Origin of the sequence: Zooshikella harenae (genome assembly GCF_018837975.1) — a bacterium.
In the GTDB taxonomy this organism is placed as follows: domain Bacteria; phylum Pseudomonadota; class Gammaproteobacteria; order Pseudomonadales; family Zooshikellaceae; genus Zooshikella; species Zooshikella harenae.
The window spans coordinates 15,042-41,017 of the sequence record NZ_JAGSOY010000002.1 but is presented as its reverse complement, the minus strand read 5'-3'; the positions used below and the strand labels follow the sequence as shown (position 1 = coordinate 41,017).

Sequence of the window (25,976 nt, the reverse complement as noted above, 5' to 3'; positions counted from 1 at the left end):
TGCCGTAAAAAGCTTTTCCTTAACCTAACTTGACTACACACCTTTTCAAACACCCTGTTATGCCTGAGCTAAAACTCGCTCTACAAAAGCCGATTTTTTTTCACGGTATTCAGAATGAGTTAGCCCAACACACGACATTTTAAGATTATTATATTCCTCTACTAACTGTGGCGACGAGCTGAGAAGATCTCTAAATGTTAGGAAAAACTCAAACTTTGAACCATTAGCCACAACTTGAATAGCCACATTTTCAAACGGTGATTCCAACATACACAGTTCCGATGTTCTTAAGGTATCTAGCTTTTCCTCAAACCCTAGTGATTGCAACATTATTATTGCGTTTTCTATCACTGAAGGTTCTACACCTACGAAAATATCAAGATCACCTTTGGATATGGCCCCTGGAATAGACGATGCACCTATATGCTCTACTCGTGAAGAAAATGGAAGCAGATTTAGTATCTTCTCTCGAAAATGAAGGAAGCGTTGTATACACTTCGTTTGATATTGTTCAGGATAAAAGAATTTCATTTTTTTACTTTAAGGTATATCGACAATCCATTAGCGCAATTGCATATAGCTGTGCCCAAAGGCTGGATAACGCCCTTCGAACACGCCGTGAATCCATCCCTGGAGGCTTGATTACCGCATCCTTGCGGCAAACAGTTCGATGGGCATTATCCAGCCTTTGTCTACCCCTGAGGTATATTGAAGTTTTATCATGATTGGGGCATAACAAAAAGTGGGTTTACACTATTATACAGCTTCAACCGTATGAACTGGCACCCAACCTACAATATTCTGTGAATTCTTCACCCTAAACCATTTATTCAGCTCATAAATTACGTCCAGTTTTTCACCTAAATGAGTATTTAATTCATTCGCATCATAATCCGCTGTAGAAACACCTGATTCCAGCTGTGAGCTGACTGAAATATACTGTAAGGGAGCCCAACCAGTATTACCTTCTGTTGTCGTCACTTTAATCCAATTAGGATATTCAGTATCAATTTCTCCCAATAAGAGACTTTCACTACACTTGAATTTAATTGGATTGGGATAGTTAGATATATGTGTTTTAATCACTTGTACTTTCATCAGTTCCCATATATACCCTTCAGCTATTCATATCAAAAAAGTCCTTTAGCAATGGCTTCATCAATCTTATCTTCCCACCAGTCATAAACCCCATCCCATTGACAACATTCATCACTAAAGTCAGGTAGAGGAATTAAGTACCTATTATCTTCATTAGTTATGAGTTCATAAAAAACGCCATATTCAACCTTGCTATCATAAGCAATATGTCGGCCTACATATTCAGGCACAACCGTTATCCATTTTCCTGAGTCTAATATTCTATCAAAAAACGCTTGCTGACCACTTCTTAACTCTATAATACTTCCATTCTCTATGTACTGAGCAAACGAAGTAAGATTTATTGAAAAATTCTTATCATCAAATGGTTTACCATTCCCATTAGACTCTATCCCGGTAATATCTCCATTTTCAATATTGCACCAGTAGCCCCAAATATCAAATACTTCAATTAATGATTTTGCTGCTTGTAAATTATCTCGATTGACTGAATTAATATAATTTGCATTTTCTTTTTTTGACTCAAATGCTTTATAACGTTGAAATGCAAGATCAAGATTTTCTTTTTTGATGACAAACTTTGTAGGCTTTACCCCAAAATATACACCCATAGTACGACCATCACTTCAAACATTGCAATAAGTACTGTATATATTAACAGTATTATTAATGATATGAAACACCTGTCTTCTAGATAGCACTTTCAAAGAAACAAAGCTCACCCATCAGATATACTTACTGAAGTAACAAGTAAGTAAGCATTAACAAAGCAAGCGCAGAAGTAAGGCCGTCATTGACTTATTGATAGAATTAAAATAGGACGCAACAGCCAAGCCTTCTAGCTGGAAGTGTTCGTTATGGAAGGAAAATCACCTGTACATTTATTAACCCAAAGACCGCACTAACTTAATTGAGCCTCTAAGAATGATTAAACCTATGCAGCAATAAAACACTAAAGCTAAATAAACAATATAGGGTAATTTATGCTCAACTTGATTATTTGAACCAGGATATAAAGATTGACGTGTCATCGTAAAAAGCAAAGCAGATTCACCTATATATGGTGCATCTGCCAAATTTGAAAGTAATCTCGGCAGTAACAAAGTACCATCAGGTAGTGGCCAAGATGCAACTAATGCCTCAGTTGCCAATGGGTAAAATTGTTGCTGTTGGTTGTTTACCTTTGCAGCCCCAATACCAAATGCACTGGCTGCCACACCATACTGGCTAATCACCGGTCCAGCATCTACATCAAAGAAGAACGAATCAATACCACTATTTCGTGGAAATTCAAAAAAACCTGAAATAATACTGCCTTCATTCCAAAAGTGCTCTTCATATTTGCCATACCATGCACTAGCCACCTCTGGCCACAACTCTGGTGCCCATATAAGCATGTACGATATTCCTACGCCTCTAGCGGGACCATAACCATGTCCAGTTTTTGAGTTTGCAATATAGGCAGGCAAACCAGTCCTGTTATCCAAACGGTCATCTTCAAAGGCTCGGAGAGAACGCTCAACGAAATCAGATTTATCCATACCAAGTAGTTCCCCCGCTCGATTTAACACCGCGATAGCAGGCAAAATATCAACGGGATAACACTCCCCTGGATAATCATCCAATAAACCATAGGGTGATTCGTCTAACTCTTTTGACAAAGATGTTACTTGACCTATCAACACTTCCTCATATTGATTATTGCCCGACAATTTTTGATAACTTGTCAGCCCTGCAATAAGTAACATTCTATAAAACAGATTCTCCTTATGCAGATAACCACTCCCCCAATGCGCCTTTACCCACGAAGCATTATTTGGGTCAATTATCAATTTAGCTGCAGCGTCAATGGCTTCCTTAGCATAATCTTTTGGTGCTTTTTTCGAAAACTGAGGATTAGTTTCCCAGTTTTCTTGCAGAGCCTCAGTGGACCATAAATACAACACGGCACTAAACATGGGCCACTCAGTGCCAGATACATTATCCGTTGTTAATTTGGATGCTTTTTGAGAATCGATACGATCATTGGCCCATGGTGCAAAATCGTTGGCTATTGCAGTGTGCCAACGATATGCAAATCTCGGAACTTGGTCTACTTGCAAACCTGGATCACCAAGATCGTACACTAATATTCCCGCTGGTATTAAAAAGAAATACAAAGCAACGAATGCCAGCAGTGTAGCTCGCAAATATATGATTATACGGACTTGGTTGCACTTCATTAATAGACATTTCCACATTTTTTGGCTAGAAGACCAAAAACTTACATCTATATATATCTAAAAACAAGTTAAATCACATGTCTTAGTTAAGAACTGAAACCAGTTTTAGATCAATAAACTCACACAGGTTGATATGGCCAATTAATCCGACTTAGCTATAAACTATTATTTACGCAAGCTTTTTTTCTTTTTCTGGTTTTATTTTCTTCATTACCTCAATCTCTTTACTAACCTGTATAGCCAAAACTGAAACTTTGTAATTCAATGTTTTAAGAGCTTTAAGGGCATTTTTTAAAGTTATTTTTGAAAAAAAGGGAAGCTCTTGCGGTACATTCTTATTTGTTGCAATAGCATAAACTACTCTATATGAGCCTGGATCAGGCCTTTTGTTTGTACAATCAAGCTTAGCTGAATTTGGTAGTTTTTCATTTAAACGGACTCTAAAATTTGGATCGCTAATAAATGCTTCTGACGCTACAAAACCTTGGGAAAATAAGTGACTCAAACTAGATGAATTTCTATAGTACTTGACATGAATAAACTCAGATGAATCCTTAACAAGATCACAGAATTCAAGCTTATCGTAGGGCCCACCAATTCTTACAAGTTTTTTATCCATTAGTTCAATATTTTCATGTTTTTCAATTACAGATTTATTGTAGTCTTCTTCCCTTTCATGTGAGTATATGGGAAGTTCAAACTCATATGGGTCAAAACCTTCGAGATATTTGTCAATGGTATCAACAAAATCTTTATTAACAATATACCACAGGCCATTTCTCAAGATATATCTCTCATTTCCATCTTCCAATTCGGCGTATAAGCATCGGTATGCAGGCCATTTTCTTATTGAATTATACTCATTATCGTTAATATGAATAATTTGCGATTTTAGATTTTCTGAAGTTAATGCTTTATCATTAGCATTAAAATAATTAACTAAGTCTTCCATTTTTAAAACAACATGTCTTACCGTTTTTTGGTAAAGGTCAAATGAGTAACCAATTTGAAACTCCCAGTCAATAATCTCTGGTTCTCCTAGCCACATATTTTTAAAATTATTATCTTTGAGAGCATCATCTAGATCTTGGTCTAAAACATCTAGAATCTCTTTATCTTTAACTCGCTGTACGTTTTCAGTCCACTCAAACTCTGTTGGTAATTGATAATTATATCTTGAATAAGCTTCTAGCAGAACGTCTTTTAATCCATCTAGATTAACTTCTAATACAAGAGTTAATGCATCTCTTCCCGTCACATGAGACCCAAAGACAGGAACTTTGGATACACCTGTAACTGCATATAACATATCCATCTCTGAATCAACATCAAGATCAAACACTCCTAGCTCTATTGAACTTTGTGTTCTTGAATTTAACGGATTATGATCATAACTGGCTTTATCAAGGCTTCTCAACTTATCAGGGTCAACAGAATTAAGTGTTACTCTGAGACCAAAATCTCTCTCAATTGCTTGATTATTAACAAGATGAAAACCCGTCCCAAAGGTTAATACAAATAATTTTTTTTCAAGCTCCACAACAAATGCAGCACCTACGCATTTTCTACAACCAAATAGATCTTTTGGAAGCTCTTGATACTCGCTAAATAACTTTGTCCAGGGAGGAGGAGGCTTTATAAGCTCATTTTTGACATAAAGTTTTGCCTTTAACCCAGGCACATTCATTTCAATTGGAGATTTTGCTTTTTCAAGGTAAATCAACTTGGAAACATCATCTCCTACAATCTCTTTTGCAAGATAAATAGATAATTTTTCTTTCCTTATTTTAGTTCTTTTCATTCTAACTCTTTACCAATACGATTCAAGAAGTTAATATTATTCATAATTTATTTTACTAAACTAATACATACTATTAGAGCGCTTAGAAAGAATACCCAATTGTATAAACTGTTCATAAATAACTTACGTATTACTCATATATACCAATTATATTATTTTCACCTCTCCAGTTAATAAACAAGTAGATTTACTACATACGCTATACTTTAGTCGGAAACTCTCAACCAGCTTCAATCACAAGTAACGCAAACACTTTTAATGCTCAATTTTGCCAGTTGGTTAAGGCAAGTAAACCGAGCAATAAACGACAAGTCCTTTTCGTCGGTTTAATAGATATGATTAACTATAATTTTAGCTAATATTTATAAGATCACAGAATGTAAAAATGTATTTTTTTAACTATCTTTTTAAATAAATCTCTAAATGTATATTGCTCATATGCATGTAATCACCTTTATTTAAAAATACTGTCATGATCATTCCCCGGATCAGCTTGATAGACTACCCATAAAAATAGTTCTTGAGCGTTATAGGTAACAAAACATGAATTAATTTGTTCATCCTGCAGAGTAAAACCCTCCTTGATCTCTACTACTCACCAATTAAGCATTACACATGTAGTATTTCAATGTGTGCCAATTTCAAACAAAGGCTGGATAACGCACATCGAACTGTTTGCCGCAAGGATGCGGCAATCAAGCCTCCAAGGAAGGATTCACGGCGTGTTCGAAGGGTGTTATGCAGCCTTTGTGGGCATAGGGCTTTAGAAAAATAGCTGTTATAGATGCAGTTCATAGGATGTACTGCACCCGAGAGAATACCTTCAACTCACAGTTTAAAGTCGTCCTGAAAGATTTATGATACTTACATTAGAGAGTAACACCACTGCAACCACTCCCACATGTTTTCCAGCCACTCCCATCGTTATTCAGCCACTCACCTATTTGCGAGTCCTTCTCTATATATCAGTTGGAATACACTGGCATGGCAGGATAAAGACAGTACTATAATTGGGAGGGCCATCAACATGATGTGGTTTTTACTTTGCGTCGGCGCACTGATTGCCGGCTATTTTGTCTACGGAGGACTGGTTGAGAAAATTTTCAGTCCACGCCCCGAACAGAAAACACCCGCACTGACTATGAACGATGGGGTTGATTATGTCCCCATGTCAGATAAAAAAGTCTACCTTATTCAACTACTTAATATAGCCGGATTAGGACCCATCTTTGGCCCTATCTTAGGAGCACTTTATGGCCCTGTCGCCATGCTCTGGATCGTATTTGGTTGCATATTTGCCGGAGCTGTTCACGATTATTTTTCTGGTATGCTTTCCGTAAGAGCTAAAGGTGCCAGTGTACCCAGTGTCGTAGGCCAGCACTTAGGCGTTGCTGCTAAGCATTTTATGAATATCTTCGCCGTTTTACTGTTGTTACTCGTTGGCGTGGTATTTGTGCTTGGCCCAGCAAAACTGCTTGGCAATTTGTCCGATATGAATGTTGCCTGGTGGGTAGCCATCATTTTTGGCTACTATATTATTGCTACGATTGTTCCCGTCGATAAAATAATTGGCCGTTTTTACCCCTTTTTTGGTGCCCTATTATTATTCATGTCCATTGGCTTGCTTGTTGGTTTAGGATTCAGTGATAAAGGTTTTTATACCGCAGGATTAGACTTCAGCAATCTGCACCCTAAAGAACTCCCTCTTTGGCCATTACTGTTTATTACTATTGCTTGTGGTGCTGTATCTGGCTTTCATGCCACTCAGTCGCCGCTAATGGCGCGCTGTATGCAAAATGAGAAATCTGGTCGCTTTATTTTCTACGGTGCCATGATTGGTGAAGGCGTTATTGCCCTGATCTGGTGTACCTTAGGCTTGTCTTTCTATCAAAGCCCAGAAGCACTCAATGCAACCCTAGCGACTGGAGGCCCTGCTGCTGTCGTTCATGAAGTTTCAACTTCTCTGCTTGGTGCTGTAGGTGGTGTGTTAGCGATATTAGGTGTCATTGTTTTACCAATAACCTCTGGTGATACTGCATTCCGTAGTGCCCGCCTGATTGTTGCTGACTTCTTTAAACTTCCACAAAAAGCGCTGGTAAAACGCTTGTTAATTGCGGTTCCCATGTTTGTCATTGGTTATCTGATTACTAAAGCAGAGTTTGGTGTTATCTGGCGTTACTTTGGCTGGGCCAACCAAACAACAGCGATGATTATGCTATGGGCAGCAGCAGCTTACCTAATTAAAGAAGGTAAACTGCATTGGATCTGTACCATACCCGCAATTTTTATGACCTCGGTAACCATCACTTACCTGGCTAATGCCGAGATTGGTTTTAACCTGCCCATGAATATTGCCACTATTATTGGCGCAATTACCACAGTCGTGTTTACCGCTGGCTTCTTCTGGAAATATAAAAAACCTGCTTTACTACCACAAGAGCAAAATGGTTAACGGCTAGAAGACCTATTACTGGAGAAACCATTGTTCCATTGCAGTACTATACTTTAGGCGACTTATGTCGCCTTTTTTTATTCATGCAACCATCATAACTATTACTCATTACAATTAATTGTAATGATTCCGAAATATCTTTAACATCTCATCAAATCCCACCAATACTGAGAGAGAGTGATGAAATGAACTTTCAATCAGTTATCTAGACTGTTCACCAACAGCCTTTTCTGACCCTGGCGACAGAGTATCGATTGCATAATGGGGAGGCTTGCCATGCCCCAAATTATTAACACTAACCTGCTATCACTGATCGCTCAGCGTAACTTAAATCAAACTCAACAAGCGCAAGCAACAGCCCTTGAACGGCTGTCCTCTGGGCTACGTATTAACAATGCCAGTGACGATGCGGCAGGACTAGCCATTTCCATTCGATTTAGTACGCAAATCAGCTCAACCGCTACCGCAATACGTAATGCCAACGATGGTATTTCACTCTCGCAAACCGCAGAGGGAGCGCTTTCCTCGATTACTACGAACTTACAACGTATTCGAGAGCTAGCATTGCAGTCTTCAAATGGCAGCAATACCGAACTGGATAGAGACTCACTGGATGAGGAAGTGCAACAACTCATTGATGAAATTCAAGACGTTGCGAATAATACGACCTTTAACGGAAAATCCCTTTTAAATGGCTCTCTCTCTAAAACAAACTTTCAGGTGGGTACTAATATTGGTGAAACGATTCCTGTATCTATCAGTGCCATTACCACAGACCGACTGGGTAGTGCACTCACAGACGGCATATCATCTACCAGGCCTGGTTCACTCACCTCATTGCTAGCAGGCGATATTGTTATAAACAGTATTGCCGTGCCAGCCCCCTCTTCCACCAATGACAGTTTATCCAGTGCCGATAATGAAAAAAGTGGGATTGCCATTGCTGCAGCGATCAACAGTGTAAGTGACCAAACAGGTGTCACTGCCCGAGCGAATACCAACGTTGTAGGCTATGCCGGCTTTTTAGCTGCGACCAATGCAACGGTTAGCGGCAATATCATAATCAATGGCACTACTATCGCAGTTGCAACCAATGATGCGCTCAGCGCAGATGCTAACCGTGAATCTGTGGTAACGGCCATTAATGGTGTTCAAGGACAAACGGGAGTACGGGCAGAAAACACTGGCAGTATTAATACGGGAATAACCCTTATTGCCGATGATGGACGAAATATTGTCTATGATGATAATGGCTCAGGCTTATCCGCAGCTGTCGCCGTAGGCGTTAGTGGTGCAGCTCAAACCTTTGTCGGAAGCTATACCCTTATCTCTCGAAGCGGTGCAGATATTGATATTGATTTTGGTCGTTCCGATATCGACCGTTTTACTGGCCTACTTAAAGGTACTTATAGTGGTGGTAACAGTGGGGTTGTGGGACGTCGAGTCGGTGTTACACAAGCTTTAGAATCTGGGGATTTAGTCATTAATGGCGTGGCCGTTGGCCCCTCACTTAGCAGCGATGATACGTCCTCTTTTAATAATAAAGAAGGGAGTGCTATCGCTAAAGCGGCTGCAATTAATAAAGTCTCAGATCAAACTGGCGTTACGGCAACTGTTTTATCTACAGTAGTCCATGGCACAGGTATAACAACAGGTAACACACGAAATGAAAGTATTGATATTAATGGTGAAACCATCAACATCAGCTTTGACGCCAGTGACTCTGAAAGTACTATCATTAATAACGTCATTACTGCCGTTAATGACAAGCAAGGAATAACTGGGGTTACTGCTGAAACCTTTGGTACTTCATTTCGTTTAATTGCAGAAGATGGCCGGAACATTAACCTGGCCAATGACAGTGCTAATGTGGCCGAGGCCGGTTTTAATGTCGCCTCCATTGGTGCCGATACAGGCTCTTCTATTCTGCTAACAGGTGCGGGACAAATTGATATATCAACCCAAAACCCTTTTACAGCGATTGACCGGGCAGGCTTTCGTGTGGGGGAGTTTGGCAATGTCGAAGATGGAGAATTATTGGAAAATATCGATATCACAACAGCTGATAATGCAACTGATGCATTAACATCTATTGATAATGCACTGGATCAAGTTAGTAGCCTGCAAGCTTCATTAGGTGCACTACAAAATCGCTTTCAGTCCAGTGTAAATAATTTAAGTGTTTTTAGTGAAAACTTATCTGCGGCTAATTCTCGTATCGTTGATGCCGATTTTGCGGCGGAAACTGCTGCATTTTCCCGAACCCAAGTGCTACAACAAGCAGGAATTTCCGTGTTGGTTCAAGCCAATGCGAATGCACAGCAGGTGTTGGCTCTGTTAGAATTTTAGGATAACGTGCTAATAAACACCTCTAATGTTTAAATACCCAAACCACAGGGTATATGAGTAATGGAGAATTAAGCATGGACTGCGTTTTACCCATCACCCCCAATTTAGCTGTTCAACCTGAAGTCATCCCTTTTTATGACCAACATACACAAACCCTGTCTTATATTGTCAGAGACCCTGACTCATCAGCATGTGCAATCATTGATCCGGTCGCAGACTTTGACTATGCCTCAGGTAGCTTACATTTTGCTCAAGCTGATCAGCTCATTCATTATATTGAAGAGCATAATTTATCATTAGAATGGATATTAGAAACTCACATTCATGCAGATCATCTTACCTCCGCAAATTACCTACAACAACACATAGGCGGTAAGCTGGCTATTGCCAATACAGTCACTGATGTACAATATACCTTTGCCAAATTCTTTAATGATATTCACTCACTCCCCTGTGATGGATCACAATTTAATACCCTCTTTAATGATGGTGACAGCTTTCAAATTGGCCAGCTAACAGGCCATGTTTTACATACACCAGGTCATACCCCAGCATGTGTTAGCTATGTCATTGGCAATGCGACATTTGTGGGCGATACCCTCTTTATGCCTGACAGCGGTACCGCACGTACTGATTTTCCTGGTGGAGACGCCAAAACGCTTTATCAATCGATACAGCGAATTTTCAGTTTACCCAATAACATGCGTCTTTTTATGTGTCACGACTACTGCCCCGATGGGCGACAGTTGCAGTTCGAATCATCCGTAAAAGAAGAGCGAGAAAAAAATATTCATATTAATTCACAAATCTCTGAACAGGATTTTATTACGCTACGTCAACAACGTGATGCGACCTTAGCAATGCCGCAGCTTATTATTCCATCCTTACAGGTTAATATTCGTGCTGGTAAGCTCCCTCCTCCTGCGGACAACGGCGCGATTTACCTTAAATTACCCATTAATGGTTTTTAACTGATAGTTACCTTTTGAAATCATCATTAAAAGAAACCACTTATGCAGCCAAATTCTCGCCTCCTATCAGTCATTAACCGTTTGCTCCCTGCTGGACAATGGCTCAAAAACTATAAAGCAGAACACTTTAATGGTGATCTTATTGCAGCGCTTATTGTCACCATTATGCTGATTCCCCAGTCACTGGCTTATGCGCTATTAGCAGGCTTGCCTGCAGAAATGGGTTTATACGCCAGTATTTTGCCACTGGTTTTATACGGTATTTTTGGTTCCAGCTATAGTTTATCTGTAGGGCCTGTGGCCATTATCTCGTTAATGACGGCCAGTGCAATTATGCCGCTGGCCCCAGCAGAGTCCGGCACTTATGTCACTCTGGCTATTTTACTTGCATTTATTTCTGGATTAATGCTTATTGTGCTTGGCATTTTACGCTTTGGGTTTATTGCCAATTTTTTATCTCATCCGGTGGTTTCCGGTTTTATCAGCGCTTCTGGCATTATCATCATCATTAGCCAACTCAAGCACTTACTGGGAATACCCATGAGTGGTGATAATTTAATAACGCTAGGCACTACACTTTCTCAATCTATCTCACAAATACACATCGCCACCTTCCTGATGGCGATAAGTTGTTTAGGTTGCCTATGGTGGTTACGTCACCATTTTTTTACTTACTTACCGCATTGGGGCATACCTTTACATTTTGCTCAATTGTTATCAAAAACAGCACCTGTCCTTGTTATCAGCCTTGCGACATTAGCCACCTATCTTTTTCGGTTGGATTTAACGGGTGTAGCAATTGTAGGCGAAATACCCAAAGGCTTTCCCCAATTAACCTGGCCCACCATCACACTTGAACACTGTCAACAATTAACCAGTTCTGCACTATTGATTGCAATTATCGGGTTTATTGAATCTGTATCCATAGGCAAAACCCTTGCCGCTAAAAAACGCCAACGCATCAACCCAAATCAAGAGCTTATTGGTTTAGGGACTGCAAACTTAGCCTCTGCATTTTCAGGGGGGCTTCCTGTTACTGGTGGTTTTTCACGGTCTGTCGTTAATTATGATGCAGGTGCATCAACACCTGCCGCAGGTATATTCGCAGCCTTGGGTATAGCGATTGCCACACTCTGGCTAACGCCATTGTTATATTATCTACCTAAAGCCGCCCTTGCCGTTACCATTGTGATGGCTGTCCTTTCTCTCATTGATATCGATTTAATTCGAAAAGCATGGCAATACTCTCGAGCAGAGTTTGCAGGTATCACAACTACCCTCATCATTACCTTATTTTTAGGAGTAGAATATGGTGTTTTAAGTGGTGTTGCCATTTCAATAAGCCTGCACTTATTTAAAACAGCGCGCCCACATATTGCCGTGGTTGGCGAAATACCAGGTACTGAACACTTTCGTAATATCCAACGACATAATGTCATCACTTACCCACATATTATTTCAATTCGCGTGGATGAGAGTCTTTACTTTGCCAACACCAGCTTTTTAGAGGATAAAATTTACAGTCTGGTTGCTCAAAACACATCAGCACAACATGTTATCCTGATGTGTACCGCGATTAACGAAATTGATTTAAGTGCACTGGAAACACTGGAAGTTATAAATCAACGATTACAAGAATTGAATATTCATTTTCACTTATCTGAAGTGAAAGGCCCAGTGATGGATACATTACAAAAAACGACATTTACCAAACAACTAAATGGCAATATATATCTCAGTCAGCATCAAGCGATTGAAGACCTAAAACAAGTGCATTAATTGCCTGTTCTTATACATGTTTTTAGTTCAGATTAACAATAAATTTAACCATTACTTAATTTTTGAGTAGACCATTCTCATGTTAATACTGTATCGTCAACTTCATAAAAAGCTTATAAAACCCCTGATGTTTTTACTCATTATCGACTTATTATGTTCAATTGCCTGGTTATACTACGTGCTTTATCCGTTTAATCACAATGAACTCACAGACTCTCCCAACGCAGATGCCTTAATTATCCTTATGGGAGATTTTAACAATAATTATACTGCGCTAGGAAAGCAAACACTCCGCAGACTCAACTATGCTCTGACGTTAGCAAGAAAAAAGGCTATTAAAAACTTTTTATGTGTTGGTGGCTCGCGACCAACCAATAATATCTATGGTGCCATCCTTATGAAGCAATATTTGGCAAGTCAAGGTATTGATGAAGACAATATTTTGGCCGAAACGCACTCCTACGACAGCCAGACTAACTGGCAAAATGCCAAATCAATTATTACTCAACAAGGGTGGAAAACGGTTTTTTTAGTGAGTACCCCCCTTCACTTACAGCGCTTTAAAACAATTATTGAACAAGACCCAATTAACACAGAAGTAATCTTGCAGCCTATTTCATACCAAACAGCAAAGCCCGATGTAACCTATTGGGAGCTTTGGCTAAATGTCCATTATAACTGGGCAGCCAATTTCAGCCTTCTCTTACCACAGTCATTTCGTACCCAACTTTTAATGTTTATTCGACCTCAACAATAGCGCTATCTTCTATTTATTCAAGAATAAATCATAGTAAAATTTATAATTGCAGCAATATACGACAAAGTAATTTGACAGATTATTCATAAACCCCTTTCCCTATTGAAAATATTCCTCTTCTTTTAAAGGCTTATGCAAACTGATCACTGACAGAAAACACGTTCACATCTAGACTAAAATAAAATATATACCCTTCGCTGGGGTATACCAATCGTAATTCTTAAGTATTCAGAGAATAACGATAATACTCTCTGTTAAGGGCATATATGCTGCAGTATGGATAATCAACATGCTAACCAAACTTAAAACCCGTTATAGTGTCTTGTTATTCACATTTATTGTGATTATGTTGTTATTGACAATTATCGGGTTACGTATGTTTCTCGCACCTAAATTACTTACACTCGAAAGTAAACTTGTGAGGAATGAACTCACCCAAATTGGAGAAGAAATCCGCAGAGAGTTATCTCAAGTCCAATCGCAACAGCGCTCAATTACACAATTGGTCCCCGTGCTTGAGAGTGAGCAAATAGATCAACTATTACCTAGTATATTGGATCAATATGGTGAGGCAAAGGTCTTTGGGGGCGGTATTTGGCCACTACCGAACATGAGAACACCTGGCCGTCAAAAGCACAGCACATTTTACCATCGTAATGCGACTGGCAACATGACCATCAATACTTACTGGAACTCAGCAGGAGCCCCTAATTATTATGAACAGCCCTGGTACACTAATGGACGAAATGCACCAAAAGGTGAATGCGCCTGGGCTCATGCTTATAAAGACAATGCCAGTACAGAACCACGAACAAACTGCGCAATGGGTATTTACAAAGGAAGCTCACTTTATGGCGTAGCCACCATCGATGTCACACTTGGTTTTTTTAATAATTTAGTTGCACGCAGTGAAAAGCGTATTGGCGGTCATATTGTTATTCTCGAACAAGATGGCACGCTAGTGAGCAACACTTCTGCAATTTCCAATGACATCGTGCTAACCAAAGTTCAAGACCAAGCCAAACAAGCCAGTATTACAGCCAAACTGGCTAGTTTACCTACTCTTAATGAAAGCCAATCAACACAAGTAGAATATGAAGGCAATGATCAGGAAAACCTCACATTATTAGTAGAACCCATCAGTGGTACACCTTGGATTATGGCCGCCAGTGTACCTACTTCTACCCTACAACAACAAAGTAACACACTCATAACCTTGTTACTCTCTTTTCAAATTCCCTTATTGTTATTGTTATTGGCTACAGTCACCTTTGCACTTTACCGGTTAATGACAAGACTGATTCGTTTGAAAAAAAGTATTGATGATTTATCTGCAGGTGAAGCGGACCTTACACGTCGTTTAAATATCGGTAAGGGCGATGAGCTTGATGATATTGCAGGTTCAATCAATAATTTTATTGCCTATCTACAAAACATGATTAGAAAAATTACTGATGCCAGTGATGATATAAACCAATCACTTACCCAGTTACAAACAGGCGCTAAGCACAGTGGCAATATTTTGGAATCACATGTACAAGAAACAGATCAAGTCGTCACTGCGGTTAATGAAATGAGTGCTTCATCAGATGAAGTTGCAAACAATGCAAATGGTACCGCTGATTTTATTCACAAAGTGAATGATCAAGCAGAGGAATCTAAAGCACTCGTTCAAAAAGCAGCTCAAGCCGTCCAAACCTTATTAAATAATGTCGATAATGCCACTGCTGAAGTGGACAAAATGCGTGATGCCGTACAACAAATTACGCCTATTTTAGAAACGATTGCAGGTATTGCAGAACAAACTAATCTACTTGCGCTTAATGCTGCAATTGAAGCTGCCAGAGCTGGTGAGCAAGGTCGAGGATTTGCCGTAGTGGCCGATGAAGTTCGTGCCTTAGCCGCCAGAACCCAAAATAGTACAGAAGAAATCAGTACTCGCCTAAGCCAATTAACTGAAAGTGTAGGCTTGGTTGTAAATTCTATCGATCACACTCGCGAAAGTTCCAATACAACCGCGGAGCATACTGCTTCAGTGAATCAAGGACTAGATGAGATGGCAAATGCAGTCAACCAAATCTTGGATTTAAGTACTCAAATAGCCACGGCTGCTGAAGAACAAAGTATGGTTTCCCGTCAAATTGACAACAGCATGGTGAGTATTAAAGAAATGGTCGAATCCCTTGTCAGTCAAGACACAAAAAATGAACAGGCTACAGAGATGCTTTCCAATGCTAATAATTTGCTCGTTCAACTCATTCAAGGTTTTAAAACAAAAGGCTAATTAATTCTGTAAGAGTGTATAAAAATGTGGGAAAACAATTATGCCTGTTAATTTTATGGTGGTATTTTCACTTATCACCCACATGTTACTCATTAGCCTTCCATCCATTGCAAGTGCTACACAGACTGTTACTTTAGTTTATAATAGTGAACCTAACCCCCCTTTCAATATGGGCAATCACTTATTAGAAAAACCAGGCGCTACCTTTGAAGTATTAAACAAAGTAGCCAGTAAACTTAACCTAAAAATAAATTTTATTCGAATGCCTTGGAAACGTTGCTTATACGCAGTAAAAACCAACAAAGCTGATGGCACAATTGATGCCAGCTTCAAAGAAGAACGCCTAACGATTGGGGTATACCCAATGAAAAACAATAAATTAGATCAAACTAGGCGAAATAACACACAACAATACTCAATTTTCACAACACCTAACTCAAATATTACACGCTTTGACGATTTACTTGATAATAAAAGAGTAAGTGTAACATTAGGGTATTCAGTCATCTCCGAACTGTACCAAAAAGGTATTCCGCCTGATAATCTCACTGAAACTAAAGGTTCTCTGAGTAGTTTAAACATGCTTATCAGTGGTCGCGTTGATGCAATAGTAGACTTAGACACAAATATTGAGAATCAACGTCAACGCTATCAGTCAATGTTTAACAAAGTGATAAAAATCAGCCCTCCTGTTATCAGCAAAAATTATTATTTATTATTTTCATACAAGTTTGTTAGCAATAACAAAGCGCTTGCAAATCAGATTTGGACAGCCATTGCACAAATACGAGACTCAAAAGACTACCAAGAAATTCTTAATCACTATTTTTAGTAGTGAATTTGGACACACTGAAGCCATTAACCACATAGGCTCTTACCTCAGGGCAATAGCATACGATGTTAAGAACAACACTTGAGCAATGGCGTATGTTCAAAGCAGTCGTTGATCATGGCAGTTTTAACCAAGCAGCGGTGATTATCCATAAAAGCCAATCGACGATTCATCATGCCGTTCATAAATTAGAGGAAGTTCTTGGGGTTTCATTACTAACCACTAAAGGTCGTAAAACAGCGCTAACTGAAGCCGGTGAACTTATGCTAAGGCGTGCTAACTATCTACTTGAAGAAGCCGCCAAATTAGAAGCAATCGCAGGCACTCTTGGTAGCGGAATTGAAACCAAGATAAATATTGCAGTTGATGCTGCGTTCCCACATGAAGAACTTTATAAAGTCCTTGAAACGGTTTCTACTCAATACCCTTTGCTTCGCATCGAGCTGATTGAAACAACTTTGTCTGGCACTAATGAACTTATTGCACAAGGACTCGCTGAAATTGGCTTATCGACATTTCCAATGACCAATGGACTCAATGAAGAAATTTGCCAGATAAATTTTATTGCTGTTGCTTATCCTGAACACACCTTGCATACAACTGGACATAAACTGAAGTATGAAGATCTAAAGTCACACCGCCAAATCGTTATACGTGACTCAGCCATGAATACTAATACCGACTCAGGCTGGTTAGGTGCTGAGCAACGCTGGACCGTCAGCCATTTACGAACCTCTATTGACTTAGTGAGCAAAGGTTTTGGCTTTGCCTGGTTACCCGAGCCAAGCATTAGACCATTACTCGAAGAAGGTCTATTACGTCCTCTCAATTCTAGAGCAAGGTTTAAAGCGTACCGCTCGATTCTTTTTAAACTTTAATGATGCAGATAAACTGGGTCCAGCAGCGTGTAACTTTATAGGCGAGTTACGTTATCAAAATCAGCATATGACTGTTTCTGATAACGAATAAAATAATAATAACACTTCTTAATAAGTATGTATCACAGAAGAAATATACCTTAAAACATAATATCAAAAATAATTAAACATCTTTCGTTCTTCTTCACAAACAGTTTACCCCTACAATTATATAAAATCACCCACCCAACAATAAAAATAATTTATTTTCCAGTTTATTTAAAAAATGGAGACACCACAATGTCATTACTTACTGATGAACTCCTGCCCCCTGCGGATATTCCCGAATTTTCCTCATATATGCGCAGCCATATACGCGGAGCTGAATTACATTTATATAATGAGTCTGCAGAATTACGAAAGTGTTCTCCAGAGCAAATGCTATACCATAACTATATACAAGCAGGATCTCCCCATGGTCCAGCTTTATATGCTGTAAAAGGTGAACACTGGAATGGTATTTGTCCTGCATTTTTGGACTTTATCAATAACTTTAAACTTAAACGAGAATATATGGGGTATGCAGAATGTGGTTATGGTATACAGCGGCATCGTAGTTTTTTAAGACACTTAATCATCAACGAACACCAGTTACAACAACAAAATACTACACATAGATTAGATATTGATGTTGGCTGTCTCGCCATGACAACACGGATGGCTATGTACGATTTGGCGAAAGTGGCCTATAAATATTCACGAGAGCACTTTCCTAACCATACGCCAGTCGCCGTTGTACCTACACCAGCCTGGGACTACCGCGGCATTTTTAAAGAGCTAGGATATAAAATAGTTTACTTACCAATAAGACCTGAAAATAGCTGGCAACCAAACATTGTTGAGTGGTCAGCGATTATTAATGAAATAAAGCAAGATCCCCAGCAACATATAGCCCTTGCTGTCAGCAACCCTCAACATAATCCAACAGGCATGCAATGGCCGATTGAGGTTACCGAGTATCTTCTTGAGCTATGTGCTTCAGAGAAAAGCTACCTATTGATTGATGATGCTTACTACAACGTTCATGATCCAAGGATTCCAATTACTAATACCCTAAAAGCGATTTTAAACCTGTTTAATAAGAATAATGGTATTAACCATTTAACCCAGTCTGGTATGTTTAATCGATGGGTTGCTACTAGACCCTTTGGTAAACAATTTAGTTGTAACACGATGGGCGTTGCGGCTATCACTACATCTCCTATTTTGCTACGCCAACTAGCCAGAGAGTCCTGGATCAATCGATATCATTGTAATACACATAATGCAGAAATCATGTGTTCATGGCTGGCCCAACCTGAATCTGCCGATTGGACTGTTGAAACAGGATTAATGTATACCCGTCAAAAAGAACGGGTTAAGGAAAAGTTAGTCAATCAAATGGGTTGGCCTAAAACATCTGTATGTATTGGTCCTTCTACATCCTACATGTTGTTTGAAGTACCCCAAATTTACCAAAATACTACAAGTGGTATCGATAAATTTCGTGATGATTTATTTTATGCTACAGGAACGATGATATGTGCATCATTATTTAATCAAGCTGCACCCGCCCCCTTTGTCCGCCTACATCTTGGTAGCCATCCTGACATTATTGATGAGATCCTTCGTCGCTGGCAAATGGCTGGTTTAAACTATCATCAACCATCGCAATTTTCGAGTGATGAATTACTATACAGTCCCCTACCCAAACAAACTTTCAGGGAAACGATCTGCCCTGACCCAACATACTGATCATTCCTTATTGTGAAAAGTTTAATGCTTAAAATAGAAGCTACTATTACAAGTTACTTTAGTATTATTTTGGTAGCTTCTCTAATATTGGGTATTGTTTACCAACCTCTATCATCCTTTATTTCCCCCTATCTTTTTTTTATTCTTATGTTAGTTATCTATATTTCATTTTTAACGGTTAACTACCATATACTTTTGCAAGAAATGTTCAATTGGAAAGCTGTTGTTGGGTTAACTGTTTTTACTTTAATCTTATTACCTACCGCATTCTTTTGGCTGGCAAAATTACTGGAAGACATTTTTGAATGGAAAGTAGAGTGGGCACTAGGTATTTTGCTATTATTTGCGAGCCCTGCCCCAGCCTTAGCACCAACGCTTGCCATGCTACTGAGTGGCCACTTTGAGCGAGTATTATGCACAGTGGTTACAACCTCCATTCTTGCACCTGTAACTATTCCATTTTTATTTTATATATACGCCAACACCAGCATTGATCTAAATTACGCTAACATGACTCTTTCGCTTATAAAACTAATTATCATACCACTTATTGCAGCAATAATAACAAATCGATTTATACCTAAAATAAAACCTCACATTGAGAATCATTGTAAATGTCTTTCCGTAATATTGCTTTGCATGGTAGTTACTGGTGCAGTTGACGGGATAACCGACTTCATGGCTAACCATTTATCAACGACAATAGAAGCTATCTTAATTAGTTTTGGATTTATGTTACTAGCTTTTCTAACTGGATGGTATCTAAACTTCAAAAAAAACACTTTAAAAGACCGTTCAACGGTAGCAATTTTAGCTACTTGGTCAAATTTAGCTTTAAGCATTGTGCTTGCCAAACAGTTTTTTGAAACCCATTTATTCTACGTAGTACTGTTTGTCGTTTTAGCCGAAATCCCTTGGTGTTTGAGCTTTATTGCAGCCCAACTTTTTCTTAAAAGAACTAGCCCCCATGATATCGTGGAAGAAACCAGATAGATTTCACTATCATATTTATGATCATAAAAAAACGGACATGTTAAACATATCCGTTTTAAACTTCAATATAAAAACACTTATTTTCAAAGGCAACAATTTAAATATAGTTTAAAAAACTTTCACAATTATATTTATAAATCACAACAATCCTTTTAACTTAAGTGTTTCAACTACAATCTTCTTTCGAATAGGCGCTTGCTTGATATCTGGCATATCCATATTCAATGCAAATAACCATGGTCCAGACTTAGAGTCTACAAACCCGACAAACCAACCAATTTTCTGAGACCAACCAGTTTTCGCGTACAGTGTATAGTTATCGTTGCTATCCTGAACCATTATATGTTTAAGAGTAGTAATATCTTCCTCTGAGTAAGGAAGATTTTCTTTGTATACTTTCCGTATAAACTCAATTTGTTGTTGTGCAGAAACTCTTAAGTCTCCATCAAGCCAAAAACGTTGCACATTAGGACCAGTCTTCTCATTACCGTAACCAACTCGCTTGAAGTGATTAAGATACTTGGCATTACCCACTTGACTGGCAACTTGCTGGTAACACCATACACATGAAAAACCAAAAGCTGACTTCAGCGTCTGATCTTTATTCCATGCCTCCCAACCTTTATCTTTACCATCCCATTTAAAAATAGACTTTTTAGTAATTACACCTTCATCAAGAGCTATCAACGTATTTAAAATTTTAAATGTAGACGCCGGTACAAAACCTTGAAGGCTTCTTTGTTCATTGTAGATATACTGTTTTTCACTACCCAAAGAAGATACAACCAACGTACCATTAACATGGTACTTTTCAAATAGTTGTTTTATTGTTACATCATCATTTGCAAAGCAAAACAGTGGTACTACTAAAATTGATATCAAACACATCGATAAAAAGCGCATTATATGCCTCACATGTTAATAAATTTAACTACTTTGGTCACAGCACAAATAAAGTTTATGAACTAGTTATTGGAATCGGTATTATTCAATATTATGAGCGAGTCCAAAAAAAGTATAGGGAAGAAAAATGATGAATTATGGCCAAAAATGGCAAAACAAACATTCGTACCAAACAAAAAAAGATGCTAACAATTTCAACTCAGAGCAAATTAAATAACACAAAAAAACCATTTAAAGAAAAGATTCAAACTAAAAACAGCCCCACACCAAACCTAAAATCAAACATAATACATTTTGATACGCTATTCATTTTAATAAAATACAAAAAAAACACACCATTAATACAGCTCGCAGCAGCGTAACAACGCCTCCCCACTTAATATAATAAATACAAATCACCTCTCAAATTCCGACCATAACAACTCTCCTTATAGAATATATATTTCTTTTCATGTTTAAATATTTACTCACAAAAACTCTGGAGGAATTATGAGAAAGCAAATACTATGCTTTACAATCGGAATGCTGTCTTCTTTTTATGTTTCTGCCAACAGTGAAAAAGATGAAATTCTTAATGGCATTCAAAACACTAGCAAAGTATCTAATGCTGTATTTGAATCAGCACAATCTATCAATGATATAAATGAAGGGCTACTTTCACTTGAAGTACAACTGTCCAGCAATAGTATAGATGATGCTCAATCAGTTATTAGCAGTTTAAAAGCGCCCATCCTTAATCAGCATATTAATAGCGATGGAAGTAGTTTTTATGTTGTTACAACACTTAAAGGGCTGCTAGAAATTTCTAGGAATAACCTTACCAAAACAATAAAAAGTGGAACTGGAAAAGGTTTTTCTACAAACACAATGAATGCATATGAACCTACCACCAGTTTACCTCCTGAAGATTATAAGGGTAAAGGGGTAAAAATTGCGGTATTAGATAGCGGCATTTACAATACTCACCCTCAAATTCAAAGCAGAATAGTAGAGGAGTATTGCTTTCAAAGAATCAACCCAAATAATATAACACTAAGTCAAGCCATCGCACTAGAAAAGAAATTTGGAAAAGATTATGGAGCTTGCAGTAATGGCTTAAAATTTCAACAAGGTAAAGATTCTGCTACGGATGATCTTGGTCATGGTACTCATGTAACAGGTATTATTGCTGCAAATAAATCAAGTGATCCAAATGCTGCTCCAGAAGGTGGTGCATCTCAAGCTGAGATAGTAAGTATAAAAGTAATCAATAGTAAAAATTCTTATTTAGGGGAAGACTTAATTGATGCTTTAAAACTCATAGCAAATGATCCTAATCTTCAAGATATAAAAATAGTCAACCTAAGCCTTGGGGCATCTTATAATTTACCTGGAACATGTGATAAATATGTTAAAGGTGATTTACCCAAAGTAATAGAAAAACTAACCTCTCAAGGTAAAATAATTATAGCTGCCGCAGGTAATAACGGGTTAACTGGGGGAGAAGGTGTACCTAGTTGTTTAGATAAAACCATTTCAGTTGCAGCGCATAGCACTCACCCTACTCCTGATTTTAAGCTTATTGAAAATTGCGGACATGAGTCTTTATCTGAAGATGAAATAATTTGCTTTTCTAATGTGAGTAAAACTACAGATATTGCAGCACCAGGTCATGATATTATTTCACTGAATCATTTATCAAATGATACAACCATTATGTCTGGCACATCACAAGCTACACCAGCCGTAACTGCTTGCGTTGCAAGAATGTTGGAAAAAAATCCAACCTTATCTCCTGCCGATGTAAAAATATATTTACAGCATGGAGGCAATTACATTAAAAAAGCTGTGGACAGTGATGCTTATGTTCATAAAATGGACTGTAATGCTTCTTTAGACTTAGTACCTGCAATGACTAAAAAGTAATACCTATTAATAAATTAATGCAAGCATAATTAAGATCTCTATAGCCTCTTTCATAGAGGCATTTTTTTCTTACTTACTCGTTTAGATAAATTCAAACGGCAATGCCTTTAAGAGAAACCGTTACCTGTAACCCGCCTAATTCCTGACTTTTCGCTAAAACAACATCCCCACCATACCCAGCGGTAACGTCACTAACAATACTTAAACCAAGGCCAGCCCCTTCTACGCCCTGCCCTGGTACCCGATAAAAACGCTGAAGCACTTTATGTCGATACTGCTCATCAATGCCAGAGCCGCCATCTTCTATAGAAATTATCACCATTTCATCATATCTATGACAACTTAATATTAGCTTCACTTTGCCGTCTTCAGTTGATTGACCGTAACGTAATGCATTTTCTATTAAGTTTTTAATAACCATTTCCATCGCAAGAGGGTCTGCTTCTACTTCAAGCGTGATTAAACCTTGCATTTGGCAATCACACTGTTCGTGATCATGCACAAGTTCAATCACCATCTGACGTAGTAGTTCACAGAGGTCAAACCTTTCATGCTGCTCTTTAAGTAACTCACGATTATGACTTTTAGCCAAGCTTAAAAACTGATTTGCTACGCGTACAACACGCAGTGCTGCATTATTAATGTTCATTAAAAAACTATCTGAATTCTTATCGGGCATATGCAAGCTTTGTATTTGAGCAATAAATGCCGTTACTGGCGTTCTTAACTCATGAGTACATGTATCTAAAAATTGCCTCTCTTTTATGAGTTGTGCTTTCATATTCAACATTAGTTGATTAAGCGCTTGAATGAGAGGAAGCAACTCTTTTGTATTCGACTCATCCTGAAATGGCGTTAGTTTATCAACTGAAGCACATGATACTTTTTCAGCTAATGTATTAAGAGGTCGCAATCCGGATTTAACTGCAATGTTCATCGCAAGCATGGTTAAAATAAAAATAATGAGCAAGGGTAAAAATATTAAAATAACTAAAACTTTAACCGTACACCGCCTTTCTGTATCCTTAAGACCTACCAATAAGCACGCATTATTCTGACATAGTGAGCTTATAATCCACTTATCCTGTCCTATTTTTGTGTCATAAGTTTTTTTATTATTTGGCTTATCAAAGTCACCATGGCCTTGCTTAATCACAAGTTGATCATTTAGCCAACCCAATAACATAAAGTTTGGTTCTTCTATTAAAGTTAAGCCGTCAATCCCACCCTGCTCAACTACGGTAATCCAACTTTTAGCCATTAACTGAGTTTGATGCTCAATCAAATCTTGGGTTTTATGCCAAACAACACTATTGGAATAAACAACCTCAACAAGCCAGGTTATAGTAAGTACGAGACCCACTCTAAGTATGAGCCGCTGTTTTAATGACATTGCTCCCGTTTGGGGATCAGATAACCAATTCCTCGAATTGTCTTGATGAGTTCGGGCCATAGGTGTTTTCTCAACTGTGAAACATAAACTTCAATAGTATTTTCTTCAATATCTTGATCCCAGCGATAAAGAGCATCAATAATCTGCTGCTTTGTTTTCACACGTCCTTGTGACTCTAAAAGATACTGAAGTAAACGGAACTGGCGTAAGGGTATGATGACTTGTTGCTGATTCAACAAGATTTGCATTTGACCAGGATCTAAGATCAAATTTTCATATTCAATGAGCGCAGCCGCTCTACCCATACTTCGTCTAAGTAATGCCCTGACCCGAGCAATCAACTCATCCATATTAAAAGGTTTAATTAAGTAGTCGTCTGCGCCACTGTCCAACCCAAGCACTCTATCTCGAGGTTCATCTCTAGCGGTTAAGACTAAAACAGGAAGCGATAAACCTTGACGGCGAACCTCATGTAAAAGAGTTAAGCCATCGCCATCAGGCAAACCTAGATCTAGTACAATTAACCCAATAGCTTTATCACTTAGTGCCTTTCTTGCGTCGCTAAGACAGATTATATGCTCAACTTGCAACGCAGCATCACATAGACTTCGAACGATGCCATCAGCAATCATTAAGTCATCTTCAACTAACAATATTTTCATTGTTATAACCACTGTAATCACATAATAAAATCATGAAGTTAGCATTATCGAGTATAAAACTGATGATTAGCTGATTTACTTAATCATTAACGACAGAATGTTTTTTGGAGCACAGTCAGGTTCTCGTCAGATTTCATCATTATATTTGTTTTCAATAAAAAAGACATAAACTTACCTATCTAGTAATGCGTATATATTATCAGGGGTCATTATTTTATAGGAAAAATCTAAAAGATTAGGTTCATAGTATCAATTTTATGTCTTACGTTAGTTCAAATTATTCACCATAAAGCCACACGTTAAAGGTAGTAAAAATGCGTGATACTAAAGAAAAACTTACATTAACAACCGTTGTTTTACATTGGGTTGTAGCTTTTGGGATGATCAGCTTAATTATCCTTGGAATATATATGACCGAAAATCACGCATACACTTTATACCCAATACATAAATCATTTGGTGTAATCCTCCTATTTATTGTACTCTTTCGTACAGTTTGGCGATTTGTAAATAAACTGCCCAAACCAGTACGGCAATACACATCCCTAGAATTGCTTCTCTCAAAGATAGTGCATTATTCTCTTATTATTGGGACCTTACTCATACCCATTTCGGGAATTGCAATGTCCACTTTTTCTGGCCATGGCGTTCAGTTATTTAATTTTGTACTGATTGAATCAAACATAAATCCCACTGAACCTGGTAAAGTGATTGCATTAAATACATTTTTAGCAGAAACAGCATCTTTCATACATGTTATCTCCAACTATATAGTTATGTTTTGCATTAGCTTACATATTTTAGCTGCTTTAAAACATCATTTTTATGATGGTGACACTGTACTAAAACGTATGTTAGGTCAACGTATTTAATCACAAATTAAAACCCATTGTGAAATACCAGAACAAATCCACAACGGTAAAA

21 protein-coding genes are annotated in these 25,976 nt (G+C 38.2%); 13 read left to right on the top strand and 8 right to left on the bottom strand.

From position 1 onward, the window contains the following. Positions 1 to 57: 57 nt before the first annotated feature. From KCG35_RS01120 to KCG35_RS01100, 5 genes are all read right to left on the bottom strand, one after another. Positions 58 to 531 carry a GrpB family protein gene (locus KCG35_RS01120; protein WP_215817822.1) on the bottom strand — a complete coding sequence of 158 codons (474 nt, stop codon included), beginning with the start codon at positions 529 to 531 and terminating at the stop codon, positions 58 to 60. Between the two features lie 225 nt (positions 532 to 756). Continuing rightward, a complete protein-coding gene (locus KCG35_RS01115) occupies positions 757 to 1,098 on the bottom strand; it encodes an SH3 domain-containing protein (RefSeq protein WP_215817821.1) in 342 nt (113 codons plus the stop codon). A gap of 32 nt (positions 1,099 to 1,130) precedes the next feature. Continuing rightward, positions 1,131 to 1,709, bottom strand: coding sequence for a hypothetical protein (locus tag KCG35_RS01110; RefSeq protein WP_215817820.1), 579 nt, complete (start codon positions 1,707 to 1,709; stop codon positions 1,131 to 1,133). A 273-nt stretch (positions 1,710 to 1,982) separates the two neighbouring features. Next, on the bottom strand, positions 1,983 to 3,224 hold the full coding sequence (locus KCG35_RS01105) for a hypothetical protein (RefSeq protein WP_215817819.1): 1,242 nt from the start codon (positions 3,222 to 3,224) through the stop codon (positions 1,983 to 1,985). A gap of 265 nt (positions 3,225 to 3,489) precedes the next feature. Further along, on the bottom strand, positions 3,490 to 5,121 hold the full coding sequence (locus KCG35_RS01100; RefSeq protein WP_215817818.1) for a TIGR04141 family sporadically distributed protein: 1,632 nt from the start codon (positions 5,119 to 5,121) through the stop codon (positions 3,490 to 3,492). 1,027 nt (positions 5,122 to 6,148) lie between these two features. Between KCG35_RS01100 and KCG35_RS01095 the strand changes: the two genes are divergently transcribed. From KCG35_RS01095 to KCG35_RS01050, 10 genes are all read left to right on the top strand, one after another. Then, a complete protein-coding gene (locus KCG35_RS01095) occupies positions 6,149 to 7,573 on the top strand; it encodes a carbon starvation CstA family protein (protein WP_215817817.1) in 1,425 nt (474 codons plus the stop codon). 276 nt (positions 7,574 to 7,849) lie between these two features. Beyond that, complete coding sequence (locus KCG35_RS01090) at positions 7,850 to 9,922, top strand: flagellin N-terminal helical domain-containing protein (protein ID WP_215817816.1); 2,073 nt, start codon at positions 7,850 to 7,852, stop codon at positions 9,920 to 9,922. A gap of 74 nt (positions 9,923 to 9,996) precedes the next feature. After that, on the top strand, positions 9,997 to 10,893 hold the full coding sequence (locus tag KCG35_RS01085) for an MBL fold metallo-hydrolase (protein ID WP_215817815.1): 897 nt from the start codon (positions 9,997 to 9,999) through the stop codon (positions 10,891 to 10,893). Positions 10,894 to 10,935: 42 nt separating this feature from the next. Then, positions 10,936 to 12,672: a SulP family inorganic anion transporter gene (locus KCG35_RS01080; RefSeq protein WP_215817814.1), complete on the top strand. Its 1,737-nt coding sequence runs from the start codon at positions 10,936 to 10,938 to the stop codon at positions 12,670 to 12,672. A gap of 79 nt (positions 12,673 to 12,751) precedes the next feature. Next, on the top strand, positions 12,752 to 13,429 hold the full coding sequence (locus KCG35_RS01075) for a YdcF family protein (protein WP_215817813.1): 678 nt from the start codon (positions 12,752 to 12,754) through the stop codon (positions 13,427 to 13,429). A gap of 289 nt (positions 13,430 to 13,718) precedes the next feature. After that, entirely contained in the window at positions 13,719 to 15,713 is a 1,995-nt protein-coding gene (locus tag KCG35_RS01070; RefSeq protein WP_215817812.1) for a methyl-accepting chemotaxis protein, read from the top strand. A gap of 40 nt (positions 15,714 to 15,753) precedes the next feature. After that, complete coding sequence (locus KCG35_RS01065) at positions 15,754 to 16,545, top strand: substrate-binding periplasmic protein (protein ID WP_215817811.1); 792 nt, start codon at positions 15,754 to 15,756, stop codon at positions 16,543 to 16,545. A 65-nt stretch (positions 16,546 to 16,610) separates the two neighbouring features. Beyond that, on the top strand, positions 16,611 to 17,423 hold the full coding sequence (locus KCG35_RS01060) for a LysR family transcriptional regulator (protein ID WP_215817810.1): 813 nt from the start codon (positions 16,611 to 16,613) through the stop codon (positions 17,421 to 17,423). A gap of 279 nt (positions 17,424 to 17,702) precedes the next feature. Next, entirely contained in the window at positions 17,703 to 19,196 is a 1,494-nt protein-coding gene (locus KCG35_RS01055; RefSeq protein WP_215817809.1) for an aminotransferase class I/II-fold pyridoxal phosphate-dependent enzyme, read from the top strand. Between the two features lie 24 nt (positions 19,197 to 19,220). Beyond that, positions 19,221 to 20,189 (top strand): bile acid:sodium symporter family protein, encoded by a 969-nt coding sequence (locus KCG35_RS01050; RefSeq protein ID WP_215817808.1) that lies wholly within the window; start codon positions 19,221 to 19,223, stop codon positions 20,187 to 20,189. 138 nt (positions 20,190 to 20,327) lie between these two features. On the opposite strand, the gene blaOXA is transcribed toward KCG35_RS01050, so the two are convergent. Beyond that, positions 20,328 to 21,092, bottom strand: coding sequence for a class D beta-lactamase (blaOXA, locus tag KCG35_RS01045; RefSeq protein WP_215817807.1), 765 nt, complete (start codon positions 21,090 to 21,092; stop codon positions 20,328 to 20,330). A gap of 137 nt (positions 21,093 to 21,229) precedes the next feature. Here blaOXA and KCG35_RS01040 point away from each other — a divergent pair, with 137 nt between their 5' ends. Both KCG35_RS01040 and KCG35_RS01035 read left to right on the top strand, forming a co-directional pair. Continuing rightward, positions 21,230 to 21,454: a hypothetical protein gene (locus tag KCG35_RS01040; protein WP_215817806.1), complete on the top strand. Its 225-nt coding sequence runs from the start codon at positions 21,230 to 21,232 to the stop codon at positions 21,452 to 21,454. Between the two features lie 127 nt (positions 21,455 to 21,581). Continuing rightward, positions 21,582 to 22,997 carry a S8 family peptidase gene (locus KCG35_RS01035; protein ID WP_215817805.1) on the top strand — a complete coding sequence of 472 codons (1,416 nt, stop codon included), beginning with the start codon at positions 21,582 to 21,584 and terminating at the stop codon, positions 22,995 to 22,997. A gap of 91 nt (positions 22,998 to 23,088) precedes the next feature. Here KCG35_RS01035 and KCG35_RS01030 read toward each other — a convergent pair whose 3' ends face one another. After that, positions 23,089 to 24,450 carry a sensor histidine kinase gene (locus tag KCG35_RS01030; protein ID WP_215817804.1) on the bottom strand — a complete coding sequence of 454 codons (1,362 nt, stop codon included), beginning with the start codon at positions 24,448 to 24,450 and terminating at the stop codon, positions 23,089 to 23,091. Beyond that, complete coding sequence (locus KCG35_RS01025; RefSeq protein ID WP_215817803.1) at positions 24,381 to 25,052, bottom strand: response regulator; 672 nt, start codon at positions 25,050 to 25,052, stop codon at positions 24,381 to 24,383. Before KCG35_RS01025 ends, KCG35_RS01030 begins: the two co-directional genes overlap by 70 nt. Before the next feature lie 314 nt (positions 25,053 to 25,366). On the opposite strand from KCG35_RS01025, the gene KCG35_RS01020 reads away from it, so the two are divergent. Beyond that, complete coding sequence (locus KCG35_RS01020; RefSeq protein ID WP_215817802.1) at positions 25,367 to 25,924, top strand: cytochrome b; 558 nt, start codon at positions 25,367 to 25,369, stop codon at positions 25,922 to 25,924. The last annotated feature ends 52 nt before the right edge of the window (positions 25,925 to 25,976 follow it).

Excerpts from the sequence above, each read along its gene's own strand:
- KCG35_RS01120 (WP_215817822.1), bottom strand. The coding sequence starts at position 531 with ATGAAATTCTTTTATCCTGAACAATATCAAACGAAGTGTATACAACGC.
- KCG35_RS01115 (WP_215817821.1), bottom strand. The coding sequence starts at position 1,098 with ATGAAAGTACAAGTGATTAAAACACATATATCTAACTATCCCAATCCA.
- KCG35_RS01110 (WP_215817820.1), bottom strand. The coding sequence starts at position 1,709 with ATGGGTGTATATTTTGGGGTAAAGCCTACAAAGTTTGTCATCAAAAAA.
- KCG35_RS01100 (WP_215817818.1), bottom strand. The coding sequence starts at position 5,121 with ATGAAAAGAACTAAAATAAGGAAAGAAAAATTATCTATTTATCTTGCA.
- KCG35_RS01095 (WP_215817817.1), top strand. The coding sequence starts at position 6,149 with ATGATGTGGTTTTTACTTTGCGTCGGCGCACTGATTGCCGGCTATTTT.
- KCG35_RS01090 (WP_215817816.1), top strand. The coding sequence starts at position 7,850 with ATGCCCCAAATTATTAACACTAACCTGCTATCACTGATCGCTCAGCGT.
- KCG35_RS01085 (WP_215817815.1), top strand. The coding sequence starts at position 9,997 with ATGGACTGCGTTTTACCCATCACCCCCAATTTAGCTGTTCAACCTGAA.
- KCG35_RS01080 (WP_215817814.1), top strand. The coding sequence starts at position 10,936 with ATGCAGCCAAATTCTCGCCTCCTATCAGTCATTAACCGTTTGCTCCCT.
- KCG35_RS01075 (WP_215817813.1), top strand. The coding sequence starts at position 12,752 with ATGTTAATACTGTATCGTCAACTTCATAAAAAGCTTATAAAACCCCTG.
- KCG35_RS01070 (WP_215817812.1), top strand. The coding sequence starts at position 13,719 with ATGCTAACCAAACTTAAAACCCGTTATAGTGTCTTGTTATTCACATTT.
- KCG35_RS01065 (WP_215817811.1), top strand. The coding sequence starts at position 15,754 with ATGCCTGTTAATTTTATGGTGGTATTTTCACTTATCACCCACATGTTA.
- KCG35_RS01060 (WP_215817810.1), top strand. The coding sequence starts at position 16,611 with ATGTTAAGAACAACACTTGAGCAATGGCGTATGTTCAAAGCAGTCGTT.
- KCG35_RS01055 (WP_215817809.1), top strand. The coding sequence starts at position 17,703 with ATGTCATTACTTACTGATGAACTCCTGCCCCCTGCGGATATTCCCGAA.
- KCG35_RS01050 (WP_215817808.1), top strand. The coding sequence starts at position 19,221 with ATGCTTAAAATAGAAGCTACTATTACAAGTTACTTTAGTATTATTTTG.
- blaOXA (WP_215817807.1), bottom strand. The coding sequence starts at position 21,092 with ATGCGCTTTTTATCGATGTGTTTGATATCAATTTTAGTAGTACCACTG.
- KCG35_RS01040 (WP_215817806.1), top strand. The coding sequence starts at position 21,230 with ATGGCCAAAAATGGCAAAACAAACATTCGTACCAAACAAAAAAAGATG.
- KCG35_RS01035 (WP_215817805.1), top strand. The coding sequence starts at position 21,582 with ATGAGAAAGCAAATACTATGCTTTACAATCGGAATGCTGTCTTCTTTT.
- KCG35_RS01030 (WP_215817804.1), bottom strand. The coding sequence starts at position 24,450 with ATGGCCCGAACTCATCAAGACAATTCGAGGAATTGGTTATCTGATCCC.
- KCG35_RS01025 (WP_215817803.1), bottom strand. The coding sequence starts at position 25,052 with ATGAAAATATTGTTAGTTGAAGATGACTTAATGATTGCTGATGGCATC.
- KCG35_RS01020 (WP_215817802.1), top strand. The coding sequence starts at position 25,367 with ATGCGTGATACTAAAGAAAAACTTACATTAACAACCGTTGTTTTACAT.